Origin of the sequence: Listeria cossartiae subsp. cossartiae, assembly GCF_014224155.1 — a bacterium.
In the GTDB taxonomy this organism is placed as follows: domain Bacteria; phylum Bacillota; class Bacilli; order Lactobacillales; family Listeriaceae; genus Listeria; species Listeria cossartiae.
The window spans coordinates 92,438-106,316 of the sequence record NZ_JAASUI010000002.1 but is presented as its reverse complement, the minus strand read 5'-3'; the positions used below and the strand labels follow the sequence as shown (position 1 = coordinate 106,316).

General features: G+C 36.9%; 20 protein-coding genes and 1 pseudogene. 17 read left to right on the top strand and 4 right to left on the bottom strand.

The annotated features are described in order from the left end of the window. Nucleotides 1-22: 22 nt before the first annotated feature. The gene (locus HCJ30_RS07690) at nt 23-316 is read right to left on the bottom strand and encodes an ArsR/SmtB family transcription factor (protein WP_185391685.1); all 294 of its coding nucleotides are present in this window, start codon (nt 314-316) and stop codon (nt 23-25) included. A 111-nt stretch (nt 317-427) separates the two neighbouring features. On the opposite strand from HCJ30_RS07690, the gene HCJ30_RS07685 reads away from it, so the two are divergent. The 12 genes and pseudogenes from HCJ30_RS07685 to HCJ30_RS07630 all read left to right on the top strand — a co-directional run bounded on the left by HCJ30_RS07685 (nt 428) and on the right by HCJ30_RS07630 (nt 9,572). After that, entirely contained in the window at nt 428-718 is a 291-nt protein-coding gene (locus tag HCJ30_RS07685) for a putative quinol monooxygenase (protein ID WP_185391684.1), read from the top strand. 13 nt (nt 719-731) lie between these two features. After that, on the top strand, nt 732-1,364 hold the full coding sequence (locus HCJ30_RS07680; RefSeq protein WP_185391683.1) for a nitroreductase family protein: 633 nt from the start codon (nt 732-734) through the stop codon (nt 1,362-1,364). Nucleotides 1,365-1,455: 91 nt separating this feature from the next. Continuing rightward, nucleotides 1,456-1,830 carry a hypothetical protein gene (locus tag HCJ30_RS07675; protein ID WP_185391682.1) on the top strand — a complete coding sequence of 125 codons (375 nt, stop codon included), beginning with the start codon at nt 1,456-1,458 and terminating at the stop codon, nt 1,828-1,830. 200 nt (nt 1,831-2,030) lie between these two features. Next, a complete protein-coding gene (locus HCJ30_RS07670; protein ID WP_185391681.1) occupies nt 2,031-2,399 on the top strand; it encodes a hypothetical protein in 369 nt (122 codons plus the stop codon). 292 nt (nt 2,400-2,691) lie between these two features. After that, nucleotides 2,692-4,962 (top strand): chitinase ChiB, encoded by a 2,271-nt coding sequence (gene chiB, locus HCJ30_RS07665; protein ID WP_185391959.1) that lies wholly within the window; start codon nt 2,692-2,694, stop codon nt 4,960-4,962. A gap of 378 nt (nt 4,963-5,340) precedes the next feature. Next, nucleotides 5,341-5,625, top strand: a complete 285-nt coding sequence (locus tag HCJ30_RS07660) for a DUF3130 domain-containing protein (protein WP_185391680.1) — start codon at nt 5,341-5,343, stop codon at nt 5,623-5,625. Continuing rightward, nucleotides 5,626-5,994 carry a ribonuclease P gene (locus HCJ30_RS07655; protein WP_185391679.1) on the top strand — a complete coding sequence of 123 codons (369 nt, stop codon included), beginning with the start codon at nt 5,626-5,628 and terminating at the stop codon, nt 5,992-5,994. Then, nucleotides 5,991-7,496 carry an LXG domain-containing protein gene (locus HCJ30_RS07650; RefSeq protein ID WP_185391678.1) on the top strand — a complete coding sequence of 502 codons (1,506 nt, stop codon included), beginning with the start codon at nt 5,991-5,993 and terminating at the stop codon, nt 7,494-7,496. The genes HCJ30_RS07655 and HCJ30_RS07650 overlap by 4 nt, the downstream gene beginning before the upstream one ends. A gap of 15 nt (nt 7,497-7,511) precedes the next feature. After that, on the top strand, nt 7,512-7,904 hold the full coding sequence (locus HCJ30_RS07645; protein WP_221636017.1) for a PIM7 family immunity protein: 393 nt from the start codon (nt 7,512-7,514) through the stop codon (nt 7,902-7,904). A 192-nt stretch (nt 7,905-8,096) separates the two neighbouring features. Then, nucleotides 8,097-8,384, top strand: a pseudogene (locus tag HCJ30_RS07640) (LXG domain-containing protein); the annotation flags it as partial. 204 nt (nt 8,385-8,588) lie between these two features. Further along, nucleotides 8,589-8,741 (top strand): hypothetical protein, encoded by a 153-nt coding sequence (locus HCJ30_RS07635; protein WP_185391677.1) that lies wholly within the window; start codon nt 8,589-8,591, stop codon nt 8,739-8,741. 123 nt (nt 8,742-8,864) lie between these two features. After that, complete coding sequence (locus HCJ30_RS07630) at nt 8,865-9,572, top strand: EAL domain-containing protein (RefSeq protein WP_185391957.1); 708 nt, start codon at nt 8,865-8,867, stop codon at nt 9,570-9,572. Here HCJ30_RS07630 and HCJ30_RS07625 read toward each other — a convergent pair. The 3 genes from HCJ30_RS07625 to HCJ30_RS07615 form a co-directional block, all read right to left on the bottom strand. Further along, nucleotides 9,542-10,237 (bottom strand): Crp/Fnr family transcriptional regulator, encoded by a 696-nt coding sequence (locus HCJ30_RS07625; RefSeq protein WP_185391676.1) that lies wholly within the window; start codon nt 10,235-10,237, stop codon nt 9,542-9,544. The genes HCJ30_RS07630 and HCJ30_RS07625 overlap by 31 nt on opposite strands. A gap of 200 nt (nt 10,238-10,437) precedes the next feature. Then, complete coding sequence (locus HCJ30_RS07620; protein WP_185391675.1) at nt 10,438-10,890, bottom strand: ImmA/IrrE family metallo-endopeptidase; 453 nt, start codon at nt 10,888-10,890, stop codon at nt 10,438-10,440. Nucleotides 10,891-10,895: 5 nt separating this feature from the next. Then, complete coding sequence (locus tag HCJ30_RS07615; RefSeq protein WP_185391674.1) at nt 10,896-11,231, bottom strand: helix-turn-helix transcriptional regulator; 336 nt, start codon at nt 11,229-11,231, stop codon at nt 10,896-10,898. 217 nt (nt 11,232-11,448) lie between these two features. Here HCJ30_RS07615 and lmaD point away from each other — a divergent pair, with 217 nt between their 5' ends. The 5 genes from lmaD (at nt 11,449) to HCJ30_RS07590 (ending at nt 13,848) form a co-directional block, all read left to right on the top strand. Next, the gene (gene lmaD / locus HCJ30_RS07610) at nt 11,449-11,877 is read left to right on the top strand and encodes a protein LmaD (protein WP_185391956.1); all 429 of its coding nucleotides are present in this window, start codon (nt 11,449-11,451) and stop codon (nt 11,875-11,877) included. A gap of 11 nt (nt 11,878-11,888) precedes the next feature. Then, on the top strand, nt 11,889-12,308 hold the full coding sequence (locus HCJ30_RS07605) for an ArpU family phage packaging/lysis transcriptional regulator (RefSeq protein ID WP_185391673.1): 420 nt from the start codon (nt 11,889-11,891) through the stop codon (nt 12,306-12,308). 276 nt (nt 12,309-12,584) lie between these two features. Then, nucleotides 12,585-12,974: a DUF5072 family protein gene (locus HCJ30_RS07600; RefSeq protein WP_185391672.1), complete on the top strand. Its 390-nt coding sequence runs from the start codon at nt 12,585-12,587 to the stop codon at nt 12,972-12,974. A 12-nt stretch (nt 12,975-12,986) separates the two neighbouring features. Continuing rightward, nucleotides 12,987-13,499 (top strand): protein LmaA, encoded by a 513-nt coding sequence (lmaA, locus tag HCJ30_RS07595; protein ID WP_185391671.1) that lies wholly within the window; start codon nt 12,987-12,989, stop codon nt 13,497-13,499. 46 nt (nt 13,500-13,545) lie between these two features. Further along, the gene (locus HCJ30_RS07590; RefSeq protein WP_185391670.1) at nt 13,546-13,848 is read left to right on the top strand and encodes a segregation and condensation protein B; all 303 of its coding nucleotides are present in this window, start codon (nt 13,546-13,548) and stop codon (nt 13,846-13,848) included. The last annotated feature ends 31 nt before the right edge of the window (nt 13,849-13,879 follow it).

Below are 13,879 nucleotides of genomic sequence, written 5' to 3'. Positions count from 1 at the left end.
GTTAATAGTTTTTGAAATGAAGTTATTGCTGTTTGTTTTTGCACGTATCAAAGAAGTAGCCAATTGCGTCCACTAATTCTTCGTTCACCGAATAAATATGCGTTGTCCCTTCCTTTCTTAAATTAATCAGTTGTGCTTCTTTAAGCAGTTTAATGTGGTGTGACATGGTGGATTTGGAGATATTGTAAGTTGTGCCAGAGAATCGCTTCTCTTTGTTTTTCAGTAAACATAGGAAAATATCAAGACGGATTGGATCGCTTAATGCTTGGAAAATTAATAATAAATCTGATTTTGAGAGTTCATTTAACTTTTTCATATAAATATCATATCATAACTTACATTTTAATTGCGCGGAACTTGCTGCTATGTTATATTATGATAGTTCGAAATTAATCGAACTATAAAATCTGAAAGAAGTTGTTGAGAAATGTTGCATATTGAAGCGCGAATGACGATAAAAAAAGAGCAAACCGAAGCTTTTTTGCAGGCTACTAAGGAAGTTATCGCCGCGTCACAAGAAGAAGCAGGAAATCACGGTTATGAATTAGTGCAATCGACGGAAAACGAAACAGTTTTTTATATGTTAGAAAAATGGGCGGATATGGATGCCATTCAACAACATAATGACAGCGAGCATTTCAAAAAATTTCAGAAAGCCGCAGCCAATTTTGTTGCTAAAGAACTTGAAATTTCAGTGTTAACGCCACTTGCGAGATAAGGAGGAGAAAAATATGACTTATTTAAATAATGATTTTGAAGACTTAATGAAAAACCGCCGCTCGATTCGGGAATACGATGAAACGGTGAAAATTAGCCAAGAGGAAATGAAAGCTATTTTAGAGGACGCGGTAACTGCTCCTTCGTCTGTAAACATGCAGCCATGGCGCTTTGTAGTTGTAGAAAGTGATGCGGGTAAAGAAAAATTAAATTCGTTAGTTCGCTTTAATACCCGTCAAAACGAATCTTCTTCCGCGATGATTTTAGTTTTCGGTGATTTACAAAACTTCGAAAACGGCGAAAAAATCTACGGAGAATCAGTGGAACGAGGCTTGATGCCAGCAGAAGTGAAAGAACAACAAATGGCGAAATTAAGCCAGTATTTTGAAGCGATTCCCCGCTCAGAAGCAGAACGCGTAGTACTTATTGACGGCGGACTTGTAGCAATGCAGTTAATGCTCGTTGCTCGTGCGCACGGTTATGATACAAATCCAATCGGCGGTTTTGAACGCACAGAAGTTGCAGAAGCTTTTAATATGGATCCAGAACGTTATGTGCCAGTGATGATCGTTTCTATCGGAAAAGCAAAAAATTCCGGTTATCAGTCTTATCGATTGCCGATTACTGATGTTACGAGTTTTGCTTAAAAAAGGGCAAGGAAATAGTTGATATTTCCTTGTTCTTTTTTTACTTCTTGGTATAATTAACGTGACATAAAGCCAAGGAGGAGAAGCAACTGTGACAATCAAAATAACTCGTAAAACAGGTATTGGCGGCAGCATTACTCCGGTGAATATTAGAATTGATAATGAAGAGATTGTGAAATTAGATAACTACCAATCGCACTTTTTTATGCCCAAGGTGGAGAAAACGAAGGTTCGGGTAACAAACTGGTTTTATGGAAGCGAAGAAGCGATTTTGGAAAATAGCAGTGATGTGGTCGTGCGAATTAATCGTAAGGCACTAATATTAAATTACGCGATGTTTCCGTTTCTTTTTTACGGGCTGGTGGGCACTAGCTTGGTTTCTGCGGTTGTTGGTTTGTGCCTTTTTGTGGCATCATGTATTTATTCGCGAAAACATTGGTTTGAGTTTGTGAAAATAAAGAGATAATGGATGATAGTACGGGCCGAGTGCGCATACTATTTTTGTTTTTGAGGAAAAAATAGCAAAACAATGACCATATTGATAATTTATTCACAAAATAAAATTCATTTTTTAAAATGCCTAGAAAACCCTTTGTTTAAAGCCGTTTTTTCAAGTATAATCTAGTATGATAGCTGAATATACAGAAATTAGGGAGGAAGACAACTATGACTATCAAAATAACACGCAAAACGGGATATATGGGAGGGGCAGCCCCAGTAAAACTTATAGTAAACGCGGGAGAAAGTATATCACTCGGTAATGGGGAGTCACATACAATTACAGCGGATAAAGTGAAAGTAAAAGCTGCTCAATTTGGTTTCCAGAGCCAGGAAAGAAATATAGAAGATAGCGGTGAATTTTTCATAAAGATTAATTCAAATATGTTGGTATTATTTTTTATTATGATTTTTTGTATATGTATTGGATCGGCGCTAAATATCTTTATGATTTCTATTGTGGGGCTTATTGCGGCAATTGTAGGACTTTTTCTAGGTAGGAATCATTGGTTTAAGATTGTGAAAGCTGACGAATAAGATGAAAGTAGATAGTACGGGCCAAGTGCTCGTACTATTTTTTATCTGTGTAAGTGGATATTCTATCTGTGTAGCTTAGAAATGGTAGCTAAACCGCATGATGACAGCGCTTTCTTTTGGCATGATAATTGCATGATATACAGATGCTTGGAATGAATCTTTAATCGGGGGGAGGAAATTAGAGAAAAGGGCATTCTGGCAACCACACGAAAAGGGGTACAGAGAGACAAACTTAGAACTACCGAAATGAGGTTTATAAATCAAAAATCGGGGTGAAGAGATGAATAAGAAGATGAAAAAGCTTTTTAGTATTACTTCTGTTGTGTTGTTAGTTTTATCGTTAGTGGTTGTATCGATTGGTGCACAGCCAAAACGGGCGAAAGCGGTTGAAAATGTGCCACAGTATCGAAATGTAATGTATTATGGTGATTGGTCGATTTGGGGAGGAGAAGGGAACTTTTACCCGAAAGATATTCCGGCTGATCAAATAACGCATTTGAATTTTGCTTTTCTGGATTTTAATAGTAACGGGGATTTAGTTTTTACTGATAAAGATGCTGCTGTTGGGGCGCCTGTTGGGCAAGAGGGAGTTCAATGGGGCGGAGCAAATGCCGGCGTTTTGAATGCGATTCAAGATTTGCGCGCTCAAAATCCGAATTTGAAAATAGGGGTTTCAGTTGGAGGCTGGTCTAAGTCGGGAGATTTCTCGACAGTTGCAGCAGATCCAACAAAACGGGCTAACTTTGTGAAAAATGTGATGAAGTTTGTGAAATATACCAATATGGATTTTGTTGATTTGGACTGGGAATATCCTGCTTCGGTACGGGACGCTGACCTTGTTGATAATAAAAACGATGAAGGCACGCCAAATGCAAAACCTGCGGACAAACAAAACTTTATTACACTTTTACAAGATTTAAGAACTGCTTTGGATAAACAAGGCGTGGATATTAACAAGAAATACGAATTATCGGTTGCTTTACCAGCTGCAAAATCTACTTTAGAAAATGGGATTGATGTAGCGAATTTGTTTAAAGTAGTCGATTTTGCGAATGTGATGACGTATGACTTAAATGGTGCATGGACACCGAATAGTGCGCATCATACAGCGCTTTACGGCAATCCGAAAGACCCGAATTATGATAGTGGATTTTCCGTGGATCAAACCGTGAAATACTTAAAAGAAAAGGGAGCAGTTTCGAATAAAATTGTTGTTGGGGCAGCATTTTATACTCGAGGCTGGAATAAAGTAGCTGCTGGAACGGATACGGCATTGCCAGGACTTTTCCAAGCTGCTGAAAAAACGAATAAAGATGCGGATGGCTCGCTTACTTATGGGGCAAACAACGAAAACCCAATTAAAACTGGTGATGGGGGCCGTGCTGGCGGAGTTTGGACGTATAGAAGTATCGATGCGCTAAAAGCTAAAACGCCAACATTGAAAGAATATTGGGATGATACTGCCAAAGCGCCGTATCTTTATAGTAAGGAAACTGGGGAGTTTTACACATATGACAATACGCGCTCGATTGGCTATAAGGCACAATATGTAAAAGATAATAATCTTGGTGGGATGATTTCTTGGATGCAGTCGCAGGATAAAACAACGACTTCAACTAAGCGCGATGAACTCACAAAGGCGATTAAATCAGGATTATTTGGTACTAGCGCTATCCCGCAAAATACAATCACTTATGCGAATTTAAATGTGGTAGCGACAGTGAAACCTTATAGCGAAAATGGGGTCGGATACGAAATTACAATTACCAATAATGAAAAAGCGGATGAAACAAATGAAGTCTTGAAATCAACCGAGCTATCGTTTGAAACAGTGAAATTACCTAAGTTTTATATTCCGGTAAAAGCGGGCGAAACGCTAACTGCTGGAGATTATAAAGCAGGTACTGTTACTACTTCAGGTGGCAATACAGTAGTTGATTTAGCTTCTGTATACGACGCGCAACAAATTCCGCAAGGCGCATCTTATACGTTCCGTTTAAAATCGAGTGCATCTAGTGTGGATGTAAATAATATTTCTAAAATTGATTTAACGCAACGAATGGTAAAATCGAGTGTCGAATTTGGTAAACAAACGATTTTTGGCGGAGGAACTGTTGTACCTGATCCAAGCGATACAGAAGCTCCAACCGTACCAAAAGCACTCGCATCTTCTAATGTAACCGATAAAGCTGCTACGCTAACGTGGACAGCTTCAACGGACAATAAAGCGGTGGCTGGATATAAAGTGTACCGAAACGGGACCGAAGTTGGCTCTGTTTCAGGAACTACTTTTACAGATAGTGGCTTAACTGCAAAAACAGCGTACACTTACACAGTAAAAGCATATGATGCGGCTGGGAACTTCTCGGCGGCAAGCTCGGCCTTAACTGTGACAACGCTTGACGCGGCAACACCACCAGCAACTCCAGCATGGGACACTGCTAAAACGTACAATAAGGGAGACAGGGTTTCTTACAAAGGGCAAACATATGAAGCACAGTGGTGGACACAAGGGAACGAGCCGGGAGCTGAACAATGGGGCCCGTGGCTTTTGATTAATTAATAGACGAAAACAGAGATTCTTTCCGGAGAATCTCTGTTTTTATTTGAAAAACTAGCCAAACGTATTACAATGAATTAAAGCTAATCGGTTTATAAAATTTACTCAATGTGAAACTGCATATGATTTTACGGATAATATCGAATAAACGGTTTCTTGTAAAGAAATTTGGTTGAACGTAGATTATATAATTGAACTGCAGTTTTATATTAAAATAGTATGTAGCATAAAATCTATTGAACATGAAATGTTAATTTATTCACGTAGAAAGTCTGTTTTAAGCTCTTTTTCAATGAATTGTTTCACAGAATGCTCACAAAAGAGATGTGCTACCGGTGCTATAATAAGGGGAAAGGATATACATAGAGAGGAAGCATGCAGATGAGAGAAATAAAAGTCGATGAAAGAACCTTCCAACAACATGCAACTAAATTGGCAAGTAAAAGTTCGGGAAGCTATTTGCCATTAAAAAACGGGAACATGGCGTATTCCAGAGCCAATTCAATTGATCAATTACGCTTGGCATTGATTGAGTTGGTGGATGTCGTGGAAGATTTCCAACACGTGACCAAACAAGATGCGAGTCGGTTAAAGAAAATGGGTATTGCCTATGCCAAGCAAGACCAGGTCATGGGACAAAAAATCAATCAATTGGAGGTGCGTTAAATGGATAGCGCACATAGTCAGCTTGAACAACAACTCCAACAAATTAAAAAAGCGAAAATAACGGCAGAAACGGATGTTGACCAAACGAGAAGAAAACAAAATGAACAAGATTGGCTAGAAGAGGACAGCAACCAATTAACACAAGAAAAACTGGTGTTATTAGACTTTTTACGCAGTGGCTGGCAAGGCGAAGAAGCCAGTGGTTTTCATCGTTATTTAGAAGAGCAACAACACGAAGAATCTCAGGCTTGGAGGCGTGATCTCCAGGATAAAAGAACCGATTTAGACACGGAATTACAAGAAAATAAGGACAGGCTCCACACGTTAGAAACCAAACAAGCCACCTTGCAAAAGGAGTGGAGTAAGTGAGCCGGATAGATATTGCGGAATTGAATGACTTTCTCCACGGTTTGCGAAGTAGTAATGCGGAAGCCAAAGCGATGATTAGAAAGATTAAAGAAGCAGCGATGGATTACGCCCAGGACAATAGTTTAAAAGGAGAAGCAGTTAGTACCTCCAAAAGGTATTTTTCTAGTACCTATACAAGTATTTGCCAGAGCATCATTGAAGCATTGGATGAAAGCGAAGAGCGACTAGCGCAATATATTCGTGAGTTCGGGAGCCAAGTGGATAGTTCGCCTTCTGCCAGAATTGATGCAGAAATTTTACAAGAAGCGATGGCCAAGGTTAGCCAGTTACAGCGAAAAGAAGAAGACTTGCATCGACAATTAACCGCACCGAACACGAAGCCAGATATGCAACAAGTCTATGCAGTGAAATCAAGAAGTGTCCACACGCAATTACTGAAAGCCATCGAACAAGAGAATATCCTAGAAAAATATTTGGCTTTTGAACAAAGTCACGGACAGTTCTTTAGTGCATTAGCCGAACTCATTCAAGCGACAGGACGCGCGGTGCAAGAGTTGCTACATCACGTGACTTTTAATGACAAAACAGGGACTTATTCCGTGCCGAAAAGTGCGGCAAACAGCTTGTTGCTTATGAAAAAAGCACTGGATAACGCACGAAAAGAAAATGACAAAGATCCGTATCCGGATGGTTTTGAGGATTACACGGTATTAGCCTATACATATGTGAATGATCAAGGTGAAACAGTCACGATGTGGTTACTTGAAAAAGATGGAAAACGAGTAGAAAACAAGGAATTACAAGCGTTCTTAGAAAAACATGGTCAGGAATTACCGGCTATTTCTTACACAGAACTTTCGGGGGAAGAACTTGAACGGCGAGTCAATGATAGTTGGAAAGATGGAGTAAACTATTTAACTGGCCAAAAAGTATCTGGATTTTCCGGCGGTGTATTAAGATCCTCTGCCTATATCGCTAGTATGAAAGATTGGACAGATGATGCAGGATTAACGGACATGGCATTAGGTTTAGGGTTTGGGATTGCAGCAGCTAGAAATAAGCCTGTGATTAAAGAGAAATTAAATGACCTAGAACCTAAGAAAATAAAAAAAAGAGTACGAGAGAATATAGAAGCAAGTAAAAAAGCTAGAGAAGCTTCGAAAATAAAAGAGTATTTTAAACGAGAGAAAGCTGTTTTAGAGAAAATTAAGAAAGCCAGTGGGGCTAATTTTAATAAATTAAAGCCTAATGAAATTAATAATATGTCATTAGATGAGTTAAGAAATAGTATACCGGAAGATTGGCAATTTTTTGAAAATAACGGACGAGTTCACATAAAAGATGCAAATGGTAATTTTAGAGTTCGTATTGATCCACCTGATAAAGTCACTAATTATGAACATATGCATATTTTTGATGAGAATAAAAACCCATTGGATATAAAAGGGAATATTGTTGATAAAAAAAGCCCTGATGGACATATTCCTTGGACTAATAAATAATTTTGGAGGTATATTATGGATATTGAATTATTACAAAATGAGATTGATAATACGGAGTATTGGGATATGTCAATATTGGATATTCAAACACGGTATTTTGGCGATGAGGTATATATTTTTATAGAAAATAATGAGAAAACTTGTTGGAAAATTAGCTTTATTTCTTGTTATAAAGTTTGTTATGAAACAGATGCTAATTGGAGAACCATAGATAATGTAAAAGACATGAGAGGAGGACAACTGGGGTATGATGGACAAGATATTTCTTTAAAAAAATATGAAGAGAATGAAAATTTTGTACAATGCTCCCTTGACTTATCAATTATGCTAATGAACATAGTTTGTAAAAACATTCTTGTAGAAGAATTAAGCATGAAAGACAATCTATTCTTTTGGCAAGACAAGTAAATTTAAAAATAAAAAAGGCACTTCACTATCTGATTGGAGTCGGATAGTAAAGCCTTGATAGTAAGGAATAAACTCACTAATCAAGTTGCCAATAGCTAACAAAAGCTAGCTGTATTTATTGTACAAAAATTCAAGTTTTTTTCTAGTCCTAATGAATGTTTCTTTGATGTACGATAATTTTAGCCAGAAGAAGATGATGCAGGATTAACGGACATGGCATTAGGTTTAGGGTTTGGGATTGCAGCAGCTAGAAATAAGCCTGTGATTAAAGAGAAATTAAATCCTGGAGAAACGAAGCAAACAGTAAATGGTGAGAAATGGAATAATTATTTTAAAGAAAAATATGGTACTGGGAATGTTCAATGGAAGCCTGGTTCATTCCAAGATATAATAGATAATCCACAGCGGTTATTTGGTTGTACCCCTAATGAAATTAAATCTATATTAGGAGATAATTGGTCATTTAAACCTTATGGCTCAAATTTATGTAGACGCCTCGCTTACTTCTCATAGACGCCCGAACATTCATTTAAGGGGAAATAAACTGATGAGATTAGAAGATTATAAAATTTACCTGAAACTAGGTCAGAAGAAGAATTATATAGTCTTTTTAGTAGAATAATCGCTGACTTAGGCAATGAAAAAGTAGATAAAAACGATTTTTTAAATATTTTAACTGAATTAATGGAACGTCAAGTATTAACATATGCTATTTTAAAAGAACCGTTGATAACAGAATTAGATAATTTTTTTTACAAATGGATGCGCCCTGTGTTTATTGATGAATACGGAATTTTTCCTCAAGTAGAAGATGTGGCATATGAGATCGTTCAATGATGAGAGAAATATTTTAACTAAAGATTTGCAGGCATTTTCCGGAATGCCTGTTTATTATTATACTAAATTTTGCGATTAGTACTAAAAATGTATTAGAATAGAGAAGAGAAAAGGGAAGGGATGATGGGACTCATGAAATTTCAACTTTTTATTCAACCTAAGTTAGACGTTCTTCAGGGAAATATTGTCGAATATGAAATACTTTTGCGCGATGATAGTAAAGTTCCTAGATTTCCTCTATCAGAATTAGAGGCAGTACTCGCAGATGAAGAATTATACTTGGCTTTTTCAGAGTGGTTTTGCGATGCTTTTTTTGAGGTTTTAGCGAAATATCCAAATGATCGATTTGCCATAAATATCGCTCCACAGCAACTTTTTTATACAGAAACCCTCCATTGGCTAGATAAATTGAAAATCGAGAGCCACCGCATTACCGTCGAAATGACTGAAGATATTTTTGATGTTCCCGCGCATAAACGCCACCTCAATGCGAATGATAAAGACGCATTTATCCTAAACAAAATTAAAGTGATTCACGGTCTTGGCTATCATATCGCAATTGATGATGTTAGTTGTGGCTTAAACAGCTTAGAGCGAGTGATGAGCTACCTACCTTACATAATAGAAATTAAATTCTCATTAATTCATTTCAAAAATATTCCATTAGAAGATTTACTATTATTTATTAAAGCATGGGCGAATTTTGCGCAAAAAAACAGCCTTGATTTTGTGGTTGAAGGAATTGAAACAAAAGAAACCATGACTCTACTAGAAAGCCATGGCGTATCGATTTTTCAAGGTTATTTAGTTAATAAGCCGTTCCCTGTTTGAAAACTGTCCACTTGGTCTAACAAATTTTCATGAGAACTAATTGTAATTGGTCTTTTAGAGAGCAATAAGCCACTTTCGCGTAATTCTTCTAATGCTTCTGTAATTCGCGCGCGACTAGAACGGCAATAATCAGCTAAGAAAGTTTGATTAATATAGGATGGAAGCTTAATTGGTCCTTCAGATTGATGCAAATTGAGAAGTTCGATAATTTCCACAAAAATGCGAGTAACTTTTACTATCGGTGATTGATTGATATTTTTGTAATTTTTCGCTGTAAAAAGGTAGCGTACAATAACATCATCCAGCACAAGATGGAAAAATTGCGGATTCGCATACAAATAATTGAGGAAAAATTCACGGTCGATAAATAAAGCAGTACCGTTTTCTAATGCACGGACGCGGTATTCCGTAAGTTCCGGGGCCGTTTTTGTTTCGAGCAAACTTTCCATTCCAAAAATCGCTTTTTGAGCAATCAAAGCATTTATCATCCAACGTCCCTCGCTTGTCGGTCCTTCCAAAACAGCAGTTCCTTTTAAAAGTACCCCCATTTGAGGCGGTTTGTCTTCGTAAGCACGAAATGCATGAATAATATCACCTTTTTTAAAAGAGACTTTACTCGAATAATCACTAGAAAAAATATCGGAAAAATCTATAGTGGAAAGCATGATCAAAACTCCTATACTAAAGTAAAATTGTTAATTACTATACTACTTTACTGCTATCTGTCCTAAAAAGATACCAGATTAAAAACATTTTCGCAATACAGCTAAGAAAAAGTCACTTTTTAGCAACATTTCCAATAGTTTTACGACTAAAAACATACTTTTTAAAATAAAACAAAAAAGGCCCGCAAAAAATGAGCCTTTTAAAATTTCTTATAAACATCAATAGAATTGCCAAAATTAATTAGATAGCCACCGTAATCATACATTGGGCCGTATTTATCCGCATAATGAGAAACAGTATGGCGCAAAAATTCTTCCGTTACCTCTAAAAACTCCGCTACTTCAAAATATTCACGTAAACCGAGATAAAAACACGAAATAATATCATCAAGTGGTATCAATTCTTCATACCCTTTGCGACGCGCAAAAATTTCTTGCTTTTTATCCATAATGGTTTCCTGTTTCGTGATATTGCCTACCGTGTATTTGTAATGCATCAATTCTTCTACTAAAACACAACCTTTTTCAATAGAAGACTGATCTTTGCTAATAAAAATGGTCCCGTTTAAATAAAGACCGGGTAGTTTGTAAGGCATTTTCTCTTCTCTAATGGTTACCTCGCCTTGGTATTTGTTTACCAATTTTTCGTACAATAAAATCACATCCCGCGATGGAGTTTTTTCTTCATGTCTATATACGCTAGAATATCCCGCATTTCTTCATCTGTTACATCATCATCTATATGGGCCGCAATGGTCACCAAGCGTTCATCAACAGGCGGCAAACTTCTTTCTGGGAAAAAATCATCTAATCGTTTATTGAAGATTTTTGCAAGTTCAAATAAAACGTCTTGATTCGCTTTTCGGTCGCCATTTTCGTAGCGGCTAATCGTTTGGCGAGTTGTATGAAGCTTTTCTGCTAAAGCTTCTTGATTTAAGCCTCGTTCTTCGCGATATTGTTTTATTCTATTTCCTACAAATTTATTTAACTCCATAATAATTGTCCTCCATATGTTTATGGCTCCAGTATAGCACTTTTAGCACCAAAACGGAACTTTTTTGAACATATTTGTCGGAAAAAGTTTTCAAGTAACCAAAATGGTGCTATAATATTTGTAGAGCTAGAAAATAAATGAGGCTGATTTTTGCACCGATAGCACCGTTTTGGTGACAAATGTTAGCTATTAACTTATGAGATGGAAGTGGGAATGGATGGATAGACAACTTTTGAAAGAAAAGCAAATCCAACTAATTTTTCAACTGGAACAAGAAGAGGATCGATTTATTCGGAAACGTTTAATAGAAGAGTTGGAGTTTTTTGAAGCACTTGGAGATAAGGAAAAAGGTCTTTTGACGGCGGAACAAAAGCTACTTATTTTAACGCCTAGCGAATACCTGGAACATAAAAAGACCAAATCCGATGTGCAAATAAGCAAGTTGATTGGCGTATCAAGATCGTCACTTGCTGAGTGGAAACGAAAAAAAGGATTAAATAGAAAAAAGTCGCAACCAGTTCAGCAGGAAATGATTGAGGTTTTAGCTTTTCATTTAGATAAAACGGAAGAGGAAATTGGTCGCTTGCCGGCTGCGGCTATTGAGTGTCAGTATGAAGCCTATGTCATTAACGAAGCTCATAATTAAGGAGTGATGGGATGCAAGTTTTAATTTTACCAGAGAATAAAGATATCAATTATATAAAGACAGTTCATGAAGTAAAAAGATTTTTTGCGGATTTTCAGCGATTTCGGGTGATTGCTGGGTTATCGAAAAAACCATTTTTACTCAAGGATGGATTTTTGGAAGAGCCGCATTTTGATTCGCTGGCATTTTCTGCTCGACATAATAAGGAAGTGATTATGGAAGCGCGCTGGTTGGTGGAGAAATATACGGAAACGTTAAATCAAATGGATGATTTATACCGAAATATTTTGCTGGAATGCTATGTAGAACAAAAACAAGATGTGGCGGTGATGATGGATCTGCCATATGAAATAGCCCAGTTTAAACGCATCAAAAAACGAGCAGTACTAGAACTGGCAACGATAATGGGGATTTTAGTAAGAAAAGGATGATACTTTCATGATATTTTGAAACATCCTTTTACCGTTAATATAAAAGTAAGCTAATTGTCCAGCAAGCGGATGACAATAAAAGCTGCGTCAGAATGAAGGTGCACCGATTTTCTGATATTACATGATGTTTTACAAGAAATTTGTTTTTATTATTGGATGCTAATTCCGTTGACATAAACAAATATTCTATTTTGAGAAGTAACGTTTGGAGGAATAAATTATTAAGAATGGTCTTGACCGGATGTTGCTTTTCGTTTTTAAAGGAGTGAGTGCTTGGTGAAGAGTTTGAGCTTCATGAGAGTTTTGGAAGCAGTCCAAACAATGCTACAGGAAAAAAGCGGACTAGATATTTCTGTTGTAATGCAAGATAAGGTGGAAATACCTATAACGATGCTCGAAATGATTGAGCAAGAGGAAGAAGAGAGCCTTACGTCCTGGAGAGAAAAATACCGTTTTGCAGTTCATCATTATACAAATGAAATGGATTTAGCGGGAGTCGAAAAGATTGATACATTAATTCAAACGGGCTTTACTTTGCCTGAAGGATACAAATTAATCGCAGTTCGGCATTTTGGAAAACAAAATTTAGTTAAAGAAAATACGTTAATTCACGCAAAAACTAGTTTTGAAGTAAGTATTTGTCGTGAGTTAAAGGTAAAAATTTAGGAGGAATTATTAATGGCATTTGAAGAGAATTTATATTGTGATTATACACCGGGAGCTGCTAAAGCGGTCGCGGGGAAAGACGTACTTTTAGCAATTTTTAACGCAACAGGAGATAAATTATTAGCGGTAGCAGGTCAGCAAGGTTTAACTATCAATCGTTCTAAAGATAGTATCGAAATTACATCCAAAGATACAGTAGGTGGATGGAAGTCCAAAATTGGCGGAATGAAAGAATGGTCTATTGAAAATGACGGCTTGTATGTTGCTGATGCAGAATCTCATAAAGAATTGGCGAAATATTTTGAAAGCGATAGCCCGGTTTGTGTGAAAGTTATTAACCAAGCATCGAAAAAAGGTCTTTTTGGCGGCTTAGCGATTGTAGCTGACTATAGTTTTGAAGCACCTTTTGATGAAGCAATGACTTATTCTGTAAAACTAGACGGAATGGGCGCACTTGTTGATTTAACAATTACTGAGGGCGGAGATCAAATGCCCGGCGAAACACCAGTAGCACCAGCAGAATAAAATAGAAAGCCACTGAAAAAGTGGCTTTCCCTTAGGAGGAAATTAAATGTTTGAAGTGAATGATACAACTTATATTTTACGATTTAATAAGCAAAAAGTTAAAACGGTGGAACTAACATCGGGAATTAGTCTAGTTGCGGCTTTGACTGCGAATAAAGGGATTTTGAGCTACCAAGTAATTGAAACGCTATTTGTTTCTGGTCTAGTAGAAGAAAAAGGTCTAGTACCTGTGAAACAAAAAGAAGCTTTGGATATTTTTGATAAGTTAGTGGAAGAACAAGGCTTAATTTCACTTAACGTAGCAGTTATTGAGAAATTGCAAGAGGATATGGGTTTTTTGTTCCGTTAAAGCAGATTGAGTTTGAATATTTTGGAGCAGA

What these genes read in the sequence shown, in the direction of transcription:
- HCJ30_RS07630 (WP_185391957.1), top strand. Translation starts at nt 8,865, where the DNA reads ATGGGACTCATGAAATTTCAACTTTTTATTCAACCTAAGTTAGACGTT.
- HCJ30_RS07655 (WP_185391679.1), top strand. Translation starts at nt 5,626, where the DNA reads ATGGATAGCGCACATAGTCAGCTTGAACAACAACTCCAACAAATTAAA.
- HCJ30_RS07660 (WP_185391680.1), top strand. Translation starts at nt 5,341, where the DNA reads ATGAGAGAAATAAAAGTCGATGAAAGAACCTTCCAACAACATGCAACT.
- chiB (WP_185391959.1), top strand. Translation starts at nt 2,692, where the DNA reads ATGAAAAAGCTTTTTAGTATTACTTCTGTTGTGTTGTTAGTTTTATCG.
- HCJ30_RS07690 (WP_185391685.1), bottom strand. Translation starts at nt 316, where the DNA reads ATGAAAAAGTTAAATGAACTCTCAAAATCAGATTTATTATTAATTTTC.
- HCJ30_RS07605 (WP_185391673.1), top strand. Translation starts at nt 11,889, where the DNA reads ATGCAAGTTTTAATTTTACCAGAGAATAAAGATATCAATTATATAAAG.
- HCJ30_RS07625 (WP_185391676.1), bottom strand. Translation starts at nt 10,237, where the DNA reads ATGCTTTCCACTATAGATTTTTCCGATATTTTTTCTAGTGATTATTCG.
- HCJ30_RS07670 (WP_185391681.1), top strand. Translation starts at nt 2,031, where the DNA reads ATGACTATCAAAATAACACGCAAAACGGGATATATGGGAGGGGCAGCC.
- HCJ30_RS07645 (WP_221636017.1), top strand. Translation starts at nt 7,512, where the DNA reads ATGGATATTGAATTATTACAAAATGAGATTGATAATACGGAGTATTGG.
- HCJ30_RS07635 (WP_185391677.1), top strand. Translation starts at nt 8,589, where the DNA reads ATGGAACGTCAAGTATTAACATATGCTATTTTAAAAGAACCGTTGATA.
- lmaD (WP_185391956.1), top strand. Translation starts at nt 11,449, where the DNA reads ATGGATAGACAACTTTTGAAAGAAAAGCAAATCCAACTAATTTTTCAA.
- HCJ30_RS07685 (WP_185391684.1), top strand. Translation starts at nt 428, where the DNA reads ATGTTGCATATTGAAGCGCGAATGACGATAAAAAAAGAGCAAACCGAA.
- lmaA (WP_185391671.1), top strand. Translation starts at nt 12,987, where the DNA reads ATGGCATTTGAAGAGAATTTATATTGTGATTATACACCGGGAGCTGCT.
- HCJ30_RS07680 (WP_185391683.1), top strand. Translation starts at nt 732, where the DNA reads ATGACTTATTTAAATAATGATTTTGAAGACTTAATGAAAAACCGCCGC.
- HCJ30_RS07615 (WP_185391674.1), bottom strand. Translation starts at nt 11,231, where the DNA reads ATGGAGTTAAATAAATTTGTAGGAAATAGAATAAAACAATATCGCGAA.
- HCJ30_RS07590 (WP_185391670.1), top strand. Translation starts at nt 13,546, where the DNA reads ATGTTTGAAGTGAATGATACAACTTATATTTTACGATTTAATAAGCAA.